Source organism: Micromonospora sp. NPDC047793, from assembly GCF_040642635.1.
Classification (GTDB): domain Bacteria; phylum Actinomycetota; class Actinomycetes; order Mycobacteriales; family Micromonosporaceae; genus Micromonospora.
Genome location: NZ_JBEYSG010000006.1, coordinates 81,999 through 94,143 on the forward strand (window position 1 = coordinate 81,999; position 12,145 = coordinate 94,143).

General features: G+C 71.7%; 14 protein-coding genes. 4 read left to right on the forward strand and 10 right to left on the reverse strand.

Going from position 1 to position 12,145, the window contains the following annotated elements:
- Positions 1 to 119: 119 nt before the first annotated feature.
- On the reverse strand, positions 120 to 992 hold the full coding sequence (locus ABZ738_RS14860) for an ABC transporter permease (protein ID WP_176094143.1): 873 nt from the start codon (positions 990 to 992) through the stop codon (positions 120 to 122).
- 22 nt (positions 993 to 1,014) lie between these two features.
- Positions 1,015 to 1,806 (reverse strand): ABC transporter ATP-binding protein, encoded by a 792-nt coding sequence (locus ABZ738_RS14865; RefSeq protein WP_176094142.1) that lies wholly within the window; start codon positions 1,804 to 1,806, stop codon positions 1,015 to 1,017.
- Between the two features lie 173 nt (positions 1,807 to 1,979).
- Between ABZ738_RS14865 and ABZ738_RS14870 the strand changes: the two genes are divergently transcribed.
- On the forward strand, positions 1,980 to 2,600 hold the full coding sequence (locus tag ABZ738_RS14870) for an isochorismatase family cysteine hydrolase (protein ID WP_357213494.1): 621 nt from the start codon (positions 1,980 to 1,982) through the stop codon (positions 2,598 to 2,600).
- Here ABZ738_RS14870 and ABZ738_RS14875 read toward each other — a convergent pair.
- From ABZ738_RS14875 to ABZ738_RS14890, 4 genes are all read right to left on the reverse strand, one after another.
- A complete protein-coding gene (locus ABZ738_RS14875; RefSeq protein ID WP_357213497.1) occupies positions 2,531 to 3,442 on the reverse strand; it encodes an IclR family transcriptional regulator in 912 nt (303 codons plus the stop codon). The two genes, ABZ738_RS14870 and ABZ738_RS14875, sit on opposite strands and share 70 nt — an antisense overlap.
- 63 nt (positions 3,443 to 3,505) lie before the next feature.
- Positions 3,506 to 4,705 (reverse strand): NAD(P)/FAD-dependent oxidoreductase, encoded by a 1,200-nt coding sequence (locus ABZ738_RS14880; protein WP_176094141.1) that lies wholly within the window; start codon positions 4,703 to 4,705, stop codon positions 3,506 to 3,508.
- Between the two features lie 2 nt (positions 4,706 to 4,707).
- A complete protein-coding gene (locus ABZ738_RS14885) occupies positions 4,708 to 5,496 on the reverse strand; it encodes a hypothetical protein (RefSeq protein WP_357213500.1) in 789 nt (262 codons plus the stop codon).
- Positions 5,497 to 5,633: 137 nt separating this feature from the next.
- Complete coding sequence (locus tag ABZ738_RS14890) at positions 5,634 to 6,362, reverse strand: SDR family oxidoreductase (protein ID WP_176094139.1); 729 nt, start codon at positions 6,360 to 6,362, stop codon at positions 5,634 to 5,636.
- A gap of 145 nt (positions 6,363 to 6,507) precedes the next feature.
- Here ABZ738_RS14890 and ABZ738_RS14895 point away from each other — a divergent pair, with 145 nt between their 5' ends.
- The gene (locus ABZ738_RS14895; RefSeq protein WP_131052279.1) at positions 6,508 to 6,969 is read left to right on the forward strand and encodes a peroxiredoxin; all 462 of its coding nucleotides are present in this window, start codon (positions 6,508 to 6,510) and stop codon (positions 6,967 to 6,969) included.
- A gap of 72 nt (positions 6,970 to 7,041) precedes the next feature.
- Positions 7,042 to 7,743 carry a hypothetical protein gene (locus ABZ738_RS14900; protein WP_357213504.1) on the forward strand — a complete coding sequence of 234 codons (702 nt, stop codon included), beginning with the start codon at positions 7,042 to 7,044 and terminating at the stop codon, positions 7,741 to 7,743.
- A gap of 68 nt (positions 7,744 to 7,811) precedes the next feature.
- Here the strand turns inward: ABZ738_RS14900 and ABZ738_RS14905 are convergent, their stop codons facing one another.
- From ABZ738_RS14905 to ABZ738_RS14915, 3 genes are read right to left on the reverse strand one after another with little or no spacing between them, the layout of a single operon-like run.
- The gene (locus tag ABZ738_RS14905) at positions 7,812 to 8,285 is read right to left on the reverse strand and encodes an OsmC family protein (RefSeq protein ID WP_357213507.1); all 474 of its coding nucleotides are present in this window, start codon (positions 8,283 to 8,285) and stop codon (positions 7,812 to 7,814) included.
- Between the two features lie 51 nt (positions 8,286 to 8,336).
- Positions 8,337 to 9,335, reverse strand: a complete 999-nt coding sequence (gene cydB, locus ABZ738_RS14910) for a cytochrome d ubiquinol oxidase subunit II (RefSeq protein ID WP_357213510.1) — start codon at positions 9,333 to 9,335, stop codon at positions 8,337 to 8,339.
- Positions 9,336 to 9,349: 14 nt separating this feature from the next.
- On the reverse strand, positions 9,350 to 10,765 hold the full coding sequence (locus ABZ738_RS14915; protein WP_131052275.1) for a cytochrome ubiquinol oxidase subunit I: 1,416 nt from the start codon (positions 10,763 to 10,765) through the stop codon (positions 9,350 to 9,352).
- Positions 10,766 to 10,941: 176 nt separating this feature from the next.
- On the opposite strand from ABZ738_RS14915, the gene ABZ738_RS14920 reads away from it, so the two are divergent.
- Positions 10,942 to 11,721, forward strand: coding sequence for a lysophospholipid acyltransferase family protein (locus tag ABZ738_RS14920; RefSeq protein ID WP_357213513.1), 780 nt, complete (start codon positions 10,942 to 10,944; stop codon positions 11,719 to 11,721).
- A gap of 48 nt (positions 11,722 to 11,769) precedes the next feature.
- Here ABZ738_RS14920 and ABZ738_RS14925 read toward each other — a convergent pair whose 3' ends face one another.
- On the reverse strand, positions 11,770 to 12,129 hold the full coding sequence (locus tag ABZ738_RS14925; RefSeq protein ID WP_131052273.1) for a hypothetical protein: 360 nt from the start codon (positions 12,127 to 12,129) through the stop codon (positions 11,770 to 11,772).
- Positions 12,130 to 12,145 lie beyond the last annotated feature (16 nt).

The following is a 12,145-nucleotide window of genomic DNA, read 5'->3' on the forward strand; positions in this document are numbered from 1 at the left end:
CCCGGGGCGAGGAAGGTACGGATGGGTGACGGATTCGGGCAAGGAGAGGTCCGCCAGTGCCGCGTCGCGGCGCCGACCGGGTCGTGTGGGGTGTCGTCAGGTGAGGGCCGGGCCGCCGGTCAGGGGCGGCGGCGCGGCTGCACGGACTCGTGCCAGGGGATCAGCAACCGGCGGGCGCCGGTGACGATGCTGTAGAGGGTGAAGCCGAACAGGGCCATGATCAGGATCGCGCCGAACAGCTTGTCGACCTGGAGGTTGTTCTGCAGGTTGACCGCGTACCGGCCGAGGCCCTTGTCACCGCCGAGGTACTCGCCGACGATCGCGCCGATGGTCGCCTGGACGACCGCCAGCTCCATGCCGGCCAGGATGAAGGGCATCGTGTACGGCAGGTCGGCCTTCCAGAACCGTGTCCACCGCGACGCCTTGAGCGTCGTCATCAGGTCGTGCATGGAGCCCGGCACCGACCGGACACCGAACGAGGTGTTGATCAGCAGCGGGAAGAAGGCCAGCAGCGCGGCGATGACCACCTTGGAGGAGGGGCCGAAGCCGAGCCAGAGGATGAACAGCGGCACCAGCGCGACCTTCGGCACGACCTGGGTGGCGACGATGAACGGCCGGACGATCCGGTCGAACAGCGGCGACTTGCCGATCATCAGGCCGAGCCCGACGCCCAGCACGATCGCCAGCGCCAGACCCATCATGACCTCGTAGAAGGTCGTCCAGATGTGGGTCCGCCAGACGAACGGGTCGACGATCTGCTCGCTGAACGCCTTGAACACCGCCTCCGGCGGCGGCAGCACGAAGCGGGACAGGTCGGTGACCTCGACGTAGATCTTCCACGCCACGAGGAACAGCGCGATCAGCAGGGGGCTGGTGTAGAAGGACAGCCACCGGTTGTTGCGCAGCCGCTCTTTCCAGGTCGGCGGTGGTGGCTTCAGCAACTCTTCGGCGGAGGGTGTCGGCGCCGGCTGGCGCTCTTGAGTGGCAGTCACTGTGCGGCACCTCGGTATGCGGTCAGGCCGAGACGGCGGATCGGTTGTCGGGGTCCTGCACCGCGCCGATCTGTCGACGCAGCTCGGCGGCGAGATGGCGGAACTCGGCGGTCTCGGTCATGTCGATGGTGCGCGGCCGGGGCAGCGTCACCTCGGTGATGGAGTGGATGTGGCCGGGCTTGGTCCCCAGCATCACGATGCGGTCGGCGAGGAACACCGCCTCGGAGACGGAGTGCGTCACGAAGACGACCGTCTTGCGGTTCTCCAGCCAGATGCGCTGCAGCTCGGAGTTCATCATGTCGCGGGTCTGCGCGTCGAGCGCGCCGAACGGCTCGTCCATGAGCAGCACCTGCGGGTCGTGTGCCAACGCGCGGGCGATGGAGACCCGCTGGCGCATGCCGCCCGACAACTGGTGCGGGTGCTTTCCCTCGGCCTCCGGCAGGCCGACGAGTTCGAGCATCTCGCGGACCCGCGCGGTGCGTTCCCGGCGGCCGACGCCGGCCATCTCCAGCGGCAGGGCCACGTTGGCGGCGGCGGTCCGCCAGGGCATCAGGGTGGCCTCCTGGAAGACGAAGCCCAGGGGGCGGTCGCCGTCGGACCGCGTGCCGTGGTCGAGGCTCACCCGGCCGACGGTCGGGCTCTCCAACTGACCGATGATGCGCAGCAGGGTGGTCTTGCCGCACCCGGAGGGCCCGAGCAGCACGACGAACTCGCCGTCGGCGATGTCGAGCGAGACGTCGCTCAGGGCGAGCATCGACTGCCCGCCGGCGCCGGCGAAGACCTTGCTGACGCCCTCCACTTTGATCGCACTCATGGGCTACCCCTGTCACCGACCGGCCCGCGTTTGATCGCGAGATTGTTCGCTTGTGCAGTACGCCGTTCTGTTGGTGCGAACGTAAGCTATGTTCGGCGGCAAGGTCAATGGCCTGTAGGACCCGACTCGGCATCATCGATCCGGATCAATCCCCTGATTTGGGAGAAAACCTCATGAAGTGCCCCCCGTGGCGGACCGCGGTGCTGGTCATCGACATGCAGAACGACTTCTGCTCCCCCGCCGGGGCCATGGCGACGCTCGGCGCCGACGTCGGTGTCAACGCCGATCTGGCCCGCCGGCTGCCCGGATTCCTGGACCCGGCGCGGACCGCCGGCTGCCTCGTCGTCTGGGTCCGGCAGGCCGCCCACGACCAGCTCGTGTCACCGGCCCGCCGGGCCCGCGCCGAGGCGATGGGCCGCAGCCCGCTCAGCGTCTGCGAGGCGGGCTCCTGGGGCGCCGAACTGGCCGACGGGCTACGCCCCGCGCCCGGCGACTGCCACCTGGAGAAGACGCGCTACAGCGCCTTCGTCGGCACGCCCCTGCACAACCTGCTGCGGGCACACGAACGCGACCACGTGGTGGTGGTCGGCACGGCGGCCAACGTCTGCGTCGACTCGACCGTGCGCGAGGCGTACATGGCCGACCTGGCCGTCACCCTGCCGACGGACATGGTCGGCTGGACCCGCCCGGACCTGGCCGAGCCGGCGATCCGCAACCTCGGGTTCTACTTCTGCGAGACCACGACCTCGGCCGAGCTGCTGTCGGGCTGGTCGGCCGAGGCACGGGCCACCTGACGGCGAGGACTGCGACGCTTGGCCGGTGGCGCGGCCTCGGCCGGCTCCGGGGCGGACTGGTAACCCAGCTCGGCGCTGACCTGGCGGGCCGCGTCGGCCACCAGATCGCCGTACTCGGCCAGCAGGCGCGAGGAGAAACGGTCCTGGGGACCGCAGAGCGACAACGACCCGTAGACCTCGCCGGAGGCGAGCCGGATGGCCGCCGCCACGCTCGCCGCACCCGCCTGCCGTTCACCCCGGCTCACCGCGTAGCCCTGCCCGCGTACCGCCCGCAGGTCCTCCCAGAGCTGCTCGACGGAGGTGATGGTGGCCGACGTCATCGACACCAGCTCATGCGTGGACAGATACTCGGACACCTCGGAGTCGGGCAACGCCGCCAGGATCGCCTTGGACGACGAGCCGGCGACCAGCGAGTGCCGGGAACCGAGCGTGACCGACATCCGGATCTCGTGCGGCGAGAGCACCTGGTCGGTGTAGACGCGCACCCAGCCCTGCCGCATCGACAGCGTGGCCGTCTCCCCGGTGATCTCCACCAGCCGTCGCATGTGCCGGTTGGTGGTCGCCTGCACGTCGATGGCGCGCAGCGCGGCCAGACCGGCGGCCAGCGCCCCCGGTCCCAGGCGGTAGCGCCGGGTCTCCTCGTCGAAGGTGACGAACTGGTTGGCCGTGAGCTCCTTGAGGATGCGGTGGGCCACCGCCTTGGGCAGACTCAGGTCCCGCGCGACGGTGGAGACCCCGACCATCTCGGGGCTGCGTTCGGCGAGCAGGTCGATCACGGCCAGCGCGCGACCCAGGCCGCTCGCGGTGTAACGGTGGCCGTCCGCCGGCTCACTCACCGGCACCGCTGACTCCATTCGACAGTGACCTCTCGTGCGTGCCGTCGGGCGGGCACCGGCGTGCGGCGCCTAGTGCTGGATCCCGAGCATACTGACCCGCCGCAGATACGCTCGGGCCTCCTCGGCGTTGTCGGCCACCGCCCGCAGCCGGACCAGCCGCTCCCGGCGCCCGGCCAGGTCGGCCGCGTCCGCCGAGGTGCGGTTCTCGGTGGTGGTCGGCTGCACGAAGCGCTCGGCGATCGAGCGGCGTCGCTGCGCGTACGCGGTGGTCGCGGTCTCCTGGTCGGACTCGGCCAGCGCGGCGGCCACCGCCATCGCGTCGTGGATGCCGGAGTTCAGGCCCATGCCCCCGGTCGTGCTGCTCAGGTGGGCGGCGTCGCCGGCCAGCAGGACCCGACCGATCCGGAACGAGTCGGCCAGCCGTTGGTGGCTGCGGTACATCTGGTGCTGGTGCAGCGGCAGCAACCCGTCCGGCGGGGTCGGCGAGCCCAGCAGCAGCTCCACGGCGGCCAGGAAGTCCGGGTGCGTGCCGGTCGGCGGTTCGTCGTCGACCCCGGTGTTCGTCGACAGCGCGGCGCGCCAGATGTCCGGGGTGCGGATCAGCGAGAACCGGCCGCGCGGGCCGGACCAGTAGCCGACCTCGCTCAGGTCGGGCACCGCGTCCTCGAACCGGAACGGCGTGGCCACCACCAGGCTCATCGACGGGTACGTGAAACCGGGGAACGGCACGTCGAGCAGCTTGCGGGCGATGCTGTGCGCCCCGTCGGCGGCCACCGCCCAGTGGCACGACACGGTACGCCGCCCGCCGTCGACGGCCACCTCCAGCTCGACGCCGGTGTCGTCCTGGCGCAGCCCGACCACCTCGTGGCCGAAACGCAGGTCCACGTTCGGTGTCTCGGCGACCGCCCGACGCAACTGCCGGACCAGCTTGTACTGCTCGTACTGGAGCCGGAACGGGTAGCGTGTCTCGCCCTCCAGCAGGTCGTAGGAGAACTGGGCGGACTCGGTCAGTTCGAGGTCGCGGTAGTCCAGCCGGCGTACCCGGACGGCCTCGGCGAGCACCGGCGCGGCCAGGTCCAGCTCGTCGAGCAGTTCGAGCGTCGGCGGGTGCACCGTCGAGCCGCGCCACTCCGAGCGCACCTCGTCGTGGCCCTGTTCCAGCACGACCACACCGATGTCGTAGCGGGCCAGCGCGAGGGCGGTCACCATGCCCACCGGTCCGCCGCCGAGGACGACGACCGGTGCCTGCACCGAGTGGCTTGGCGGCACGTTCACTCCTTCCGGCCGGCGGGACCGCCGGCGATCTGCGTCGGGGCGGTGCCGTCCAGGACGGCGGCCAGGTGCCGCAGCGCCGGACTCGGCGACTGCGCCGCCAGGTGCGCGGCCCCAGCGGTCCGCAACGACTGCCAGGCACCGGCCAGGTTCGAGGAGAGCACCGGCACGGGTGAGCGCGGCACGACGTCGTCGAGTACGTCCAGGCTCGGCGCGCCGGTGCCGGTCAGCAGCACCGCGTGCCCGTCGGCGGCGGTCGCGCCGAGCGTGTCCAGCACGCGGTGCACGGTGTCGCCGACCGTCGTCGAGGAGAGGTCGTAGATGGCGCCCGTGCCGGGCACGGCCACCACCTCGGTGACCGTGCGGCCGGTCGTCCGCCAGAACGCCGCCGCCTGGGCGGTGAGCCAGTCCGGGTACGGCGACACCAGGGTCAGTGACCGTACGGCGAGACGGTCGAGCACCTGCCGCACGGCGCTCGCGGCACCGACGACCGGGCTGCCGAGCCGGTCGCCGGCGGTCCGGTCGACGTGGTCGGCGTCGGCGTGCCGGGGCCGGTAGTAGCAGCCGGTGCAGGCGACGTAGGTGGCCCGCAGGTCCAGTCCCCGCAGCGTGGCGGCGGTCTCCGGCAGCAGGTCGGCGTACCGGTCGAGCCGGTCGGCGAGGGAACCGTCGACGACCGGGAGCCGGGCCACGTGGTAGCGCAGCCGTGGCGGCAGCAGGCGGCGCAGTTCGGGCTCGACGGTCGGGTTGGCCGGCGGGACGATGACGCCCAGAGCGGTCTCGACCACGACACCCCCATCAGAATGTTCGACTGAGCCGTACGCCGTTCGACGTACTGGAACGATAGGGGGTGCGGCGGGACGTGGTCAACCCACCCGACGGGCGCGTCCGCGCACGCCAGAGCAGGGGTGAGGACCGGGAGAGGTCAGAGACCGCCGCCGACGCGCAGCACCGCGCCGCTGGTGTAGGAGGCGTCCGGGCCGAGCAGCCAGGCGATGGCCGCGGCGACCTCGTCGGGCTCCCCGGGACGACCCAGCGGGATCCGGCCGGCGGCACGCTCGGGCCGGTCCGGTTGCCCGGAGAGGGCGTGGATGTCGGTGCGGATGATGCCCGGCGCCACCGCGTTGACCCGGATGCCCCGGGGGGCCAACTCCTTGGCCAGGCCGACGGTGAGCGCGTCGGTGCCGGCCTTGACCGCGGCGTAGTGGACGTACTCGCCGGGACCGCCGAGGGTGGCGGCGACCGAGGAGATGTTGACGATCGCACCGCCGGCCGCCATCCGCCGGGCGGCCTGCTGTGCGCAGAGCACGTAGCCGACCAGGTTGACGTCGACCACCTCCCGCAGGTCGTCCAGGCGCAGCTCGGTGAAGGGGCCGATCGGGCTGGTGACGCCGGCGTTGTTCACCAGGCCGGTGAGTGGGCCGAGGGCCTCGGCGGCGTCGAACAGGGCGGCCACCTGGTCGGGCTCGCGGGTGTCGGCGGGCACCGCGACGGCACGTACCCCGGTGGCGTGCAGCTCGGTCACGACGGCGTCGGCGGCGGCGTGGTCGCGACGGTAACCGAGAGCGAGGTGGTGGCCCGCGCGGGCCAGCCGCCGGGCGGTGGCCGCGCCGATGCCGCGACCGCCGCCGGTGATGACGGTGACCGGTGCCATTGATCGTCTCCCCTGCCCCGAGCCGGTGTCGGCGACGTTACCGGGGCGCTGACCGGCGCCGGTAGCCGGGTGTGGCCGAGGACACGGCCGGTGATCGGGCGTGGCATACGCTCTCGCCGACGACGGTGTCGAGTGAGGAGCGCACATGGCGGGTGTGAGTGTCGGGGAACTGGTCGAGGACTTCGCGCTGCCGGACGAGACCGGCCGCCTCCGACGGCTGTCGGAGTTCCTGGCGGACGGGCCGGTGGTGCTGTTCTTCTACCCGGCCGCGATGACGCGCGGCTGCACCGCGCAGAGCTGCCACTTCCGTGACCTGGCGGCGGAGTTCGCCGCGGTGGGCGCGCAACGGGTGGGCATCAGCCGGGACCCGGTGCAGCGGCAGGCCGAGTTCTCCCGCCGCAACGACTTCGACTTTCCCCTGCTGTCCGACCCCGACGGCGCGGTGGCGGACCGGTTCGGGGTACGACGGCGGCTGCCGTTGGGCGCGTTGAGCACCCGACGGATGACCTTCGTGATCGGCACCGATCGACGTGTCGTCGAGGTGGTGCACAGTGAACTGGACATGAACCAGCACGCGGACCGGGCGCTGAAGGCGTTGGGGGGCTGATCTTCAGGTTGTCGCCGGGGACTGGTATCAAAGCAGGCGACTGAACACGTGTACGACGGATGAGGGAGCGCGATGGGTGTCGCTGGCCAGGGTTTGTCCGATGACGAGGTGCGCGGCATCCGAGAGGCGTTGGCCGCGGGACGCAAGCCGAAGGTGGTGTTCACGGCCTCGGCCGGTCAGATCGCCGGGCAGATCGGCCAGGTGGTCGAGCTGACCGACCCGGCGGTGTCCGACGAGTACGTGGTGGTGCGCTTCGGCCGCGACGAGTTGCCCTTCTCCCCCGCCGACGTGGCGGTGGCGCCCCGGGGTGCCGGCCGCCGACCGGCCGAGCCGAAGGTGGAGCCGGCGCCGGTCGAGCCGCCGGTGGCGGAGCCGGAGTTCGTGCTGGACCGGGTGCCGCAGCCCCGGCGCGAGGAGCCGGGTCGACAGGAGGAGCCGAAGGTGGAGACGGTCGAGGCCAAGCCCGCTGCGCGGCGGCCGGTCAAGGCGGCCAAGCCGAAGGGACCGGCCGGATTGACGGTCACCCTGGCGTACGCCGAGGGCGAGTGGACGGTGGCCGCGCAACAGGGCGGCAAGGTGCTGGCCAAGCCGTACGTGCTCAAGCCGGCAGAGGCGCTGCGGATGGTGGCGCTGGTCGACGTGCCCGGTGTGCACGAGGCGGTGGAGCAGATCCTGACGTCGGAGCGGTCCGAGGCCGAGCGGCAGGCCGAGAAGCTGCGGGCCGAGCTGGCCGAGATCGAGGCCCGGCTGGCGGAACTGCGCGAGGCGGGCTGACCCGGCACAGGTGAACGTGGGGCCCGGGACAGCGGTCGTCCCGGGCCCCACGTGTCTGCTCGCCCGGGTCAGGCGGTGACGGTGCTCGGCTCGTGCCGGACCGGGAAGTTCACCGAGTTGGCGATGAAACAGACCCGGTGCGCGTGGTCGTGCAGTGCGGTTGCGGTGTCGGTGTCGGCGGGGTCGGCGAGGGTGACCCGGGGACGCAGGACGGCCTCGGTGAAGTGGCCGCTGCCCGTGGCGTTGTCGGTGGTCATGCTGCCGGCTGCGGTGTCGACGTAGTCGGTGACGACGATGCCGTTGTCGGCGCAGAGGTGCAGGTAGGCCAGCATGTGGCACTGGGACAGCGCGGCCAGCAGGAGCTGCTCGGGGTTCCACCGGGTGCGGTCGCCACGGAAGGTCGGGTCGGAGCTGCCGGCGATCGGGGGCGGGCCGTCGGCGGTGACGTCGTGGTCGCGTCGGTAGGCGCGGTAGCCGCTGGTGCCGGTGCCGAGGTTGCCAGTCCAGGTGACGGTGGTGCGGTAGGTGTGCTGGTGTGGCATCAGGTCATGGTGCCGGATCGGCCCGGGACGCGGGGTCCCGGGCCGATCCGGTCAGTGCTGCGGGATGTGCTTGACGCCGATGCGCTTGCGGAAGACCCAGTACGTCCAGCCCTGGTAGGCGAGCACGATCGGGGTGAAGAACACCGCCACCCAGGTCATGATCCTCAGCGTGTAGGGGGTCGAGGCGGCGTTGGTGGCGGTCAGCGTGCCGGCCGGGTCCAGCGTGGAGGGCATCACGATGGGGAACAGGGCGGCGAACAGGGTCGCCACGGCCAGGCCGATGGCCAGCGCGGTGCCGGTGAAGGCCCAGCCCTCACGACGGACGCGGGCGGCGGCGAGACCGCCGAGCAGTGCCAGGGCGGCGCCGGTGGCGAGCACCACGGCGGTGGGGCTGGAGCGGATGGTCAGGGTCCAGGTGAGGAACGCGACCGCCAGCACGGCGCTGACCACGCCGAGGCGTACGGCGAGGGTGGCGGCACGGCCCCGGATGTCGCCGACGGTCTTGAGGGCGATGAAGACGGCGCCGTGGGTGGCGAACAGCGCCGCGGTGGTCGCGCCGCCGAGTAGCGCGTACGGGTGCAGCAGGTCGACCAGTTCGCCGACGAACTCGTGGTCGGCGTCGAGGGGTACGCCGCGCAGGATGTTGGCGAAGGCCACGCCCCACAGGATCGCCGGGATGAGCGAGCCGAAGAAGATGGCGTTGTCCCAGCGGCGCTTCCAGGACGCCTCGGGGCGCTTGTGGCGGTACTCGAAGGCGACGCCCCGGGCGATCAGGGCCAGCAGGATGAGCAGCAGCGGCAGATAGAAACCGGAGAAGAGGGTGGCGTACCACTCGGGGAAGGCAGCGAACATCGCGCCACCGGCGGTGATCAGCCAGACCTCGTTGCCGTCCCAGACCGGCCCGATTGTGTTGATCATGACCCGGCGTTCGCGGTCGTCGCGTCCCAGGACGGGTAGCAGCATGCCGACGCCGAAGTCGAAGCCCTCCAGGATGAAGTAGCCGGTGAACAGCACGGCGACGAGGAGAAACCAGATGGTGGTCAGTTCCACGGTGGGGCTCCGGGTCAGTAGGCGAACGCGAGCGGGCGGTCCGCGTCGTCGTCGGTGTCGTCGGGTTCCGGGTCGGGCGTGACGTCGGGGACGCCGGCCTTCGCGTACCGGATCAGCAGTTTCACCTCGACCACGGCGAGGACGGCGTAGATGATCGTGAAGGCGGCGAAGCTGGTGAGCACCTCACCCAGGGAGACGCTGCGGGACACGCCGTCGCGGGTGAGCATCTCGCCGAAGACGATCCAGGGCTGGCGGCCCATCTCGGTGAAGATCCAGCCGAAGGAGTTGGCCAGCAGCGGCAGGACCGGCATGACCAGGCCGGCGCGGAGCAGCCACCTGCCGCGCGGCGTACGCCCCCTGCGCTGCGACCAGAGCACGAGCAGCGCGATGGCGGCGGCGGCGAGCCCGAAGCCGATCATGAATCGGAAGCTCCAGTAGGTGACCGGGATGATCGGCGTGTAGCTGCCGGGGCCGTACTGGGCGGTGTAGAGAGCCTGGAGGTCGTTGATGCCGTGCACGGTGCCGTTGGGGTCGCCGGTGCCCAGGTACGACAGCAGGTACGGGATCTTGATGGCGAACAGTTCCCGGCTGCCGTCGAGGCTGCCGATGGTGAGCACGGAGAACGAGGCGGGGCTCTCGGTGTCGTAGAGGCCCTCGGCGGCGGCCATCTTCATCGGCTGCACCTCGGTCATGATCTTGCCCTGGATGTCGCCGGTGATCACCACGACGGCGGCGGCGACCAGGGTGACCCAGGAGCCGAAGCGGGCCGCGAACCGGTACGCCGGGGTGTCCTCGCTGTCGGGGCGGCGGATCAGGTGCCACAGGGCGACCGCCACCAGCAGCGATCCGGCGACCAGGAATGCACCGGCGATGGTGTGCGGGAAGGTGATCAGGGCGACCTTGTTGGTGAGCACGGCGACGAAGTCGGTCAGCTCCGCGCGTCCGGTCTCCGGGTTGATCCAGTAGCCGACCGGGTTCTGCATGAACGAGTTGGCGGCGAGGATGAAGTACGCCGACAGGTTGGTGCCGATCGCGGCGGCCCAGATGCTGGCCAGGTGCAGGCGTTTCGGCAGCCGGTCCCAGCCGAAGATCCACAGGCCGATGAAGGTGGATTCGAGGAAGAAGGCGACCAGTGCCTCGATGGCGAGCGGGGCGCCGAAGATGTCGCCGACGAAGCGGGAGTAGTCGCTCCAGTTCATGCCGAACTGGAACTCCTGCACGATGCCGGTGACCACGCCCATCGCGAAGTTGATCAGGAACAGCTTGCCGTAGAACTTGGTGAGCTTGAGGTACTTCTCGTCCCCGGTGCGGTGCCAGAGGGTCTGCAGGATGGCGACCAGGACGGAGAGTCCGATGGTCAGCGGTACGAAGAGAAAGTGGTAGACGGTGGTGACACCGAACTGCCAGCGGGCGACGTCCAACGCGTCCACCTGCGACCCCCAGGGCTGCTGATACTACGAGACGTAGTAAATACTACAGCCCGTCGTACGACGTGAGGTAGGGGCTGGCGACCCGAACCGTCCCGGGACCAATGACCCTGATCACCTCTGCCGTGCGACCCCCCTGTCCGGCACCGGTGGCTCCCGCCGTGCGACCATCACCGGCTGTGGACCACGCCCACTCCCCCTGGCAGCCGCCACTGATCTGGCGTACCGCCCAGCTGCTCGCCCGCGTCGTGGTCGGCGCGCTGGCCCGGCTGGAGGTCACCGGCGACATCCCCGCGCACCTGCGCGACGGGCCGCTGATCCTGGCCGCCAACCACCTCAGCCCGTTCGACCCGATCGTGCTCGCCGCCGCCTGCCGCAGCCGGCGGGTGGCGCCCCGGATCATGGCCACCGGGGGGCTGTTCCGCGCCCCGGTGATCGGCGCCGCCATGCGCCGCGCCGGGCACATCCGGGTCGACCGGGGCACCACCGGCGTCCACCGGGCCCTGGACGACGCCGCCGCCGCGGTCGCCGCAGGCGCGCCGATCCTGGTCTACCCCGAGGGACGGATCGGCCTCGACCCGGGCCTGTGGCCCGAACGCGGCAAGACCGGCACGGCCCGCCTCGCGCTGACCTGCGGCGCGCCCGTCGTGCCGGTGGCGCAGTGGGGCTCGCACGAGGTGCTGCCGTACCAGGCGCCCAAGGGTCTGCTCGGCGGCGTCGCCCGCGCGCTGGTCCGCCGTCCCACCGTCCGGGTGCACTTCGGCGACCCGGTCGACCTGACCGACCTGCGTCCGGGTACGCCCGGCGTCGCCCGCCTGGCCACCGACCGGATCATCGACGCCCTCACCGACACCCTCGTGCCGCTGCGCCGGGACGAACCCGACCGGCCCCGGCACGTCGACCCGGGCCGCCCGGTGGACACCAGCCGCTCCCACCGACGCCGCCCCGCCCCCGGCTGACCGCCACCGCCCGGTGCGCGCCGCTGTCCGGCGGGTGGCGAGGCCGGATCAGCCGGCCTGCTGGATCGCGCGCAACACCTCGGTGACCGCCGAGGCCACCGGCGCGACCGGCGTCGCCAGCGCCGCCAGGCGCTGCAGCAACGCCGTCACCCGCGCCGGTTCCGGATGCGGCCGGGCCAGCTGCGCCCGCAGCTCCGTGGCGACCGCGCGGGCCGGGTCGTCCAACTCGTCCCGGTGCCGGTCGAGCACCTCCACCAGCCGGGTCACCAGCGCCGGGACGTCCACGCCGGGCGCGGTGGCCCAGAGCGCGCCGCCGACCGCCGACGCACCCGGGCCGACGGCCTGGTTACCGACCTGACTGACCCCGCCGGACTGCTGGATGCCGTAGTTCGCCGACGTCTCCGACATGCGCCTCTCCCCTGTG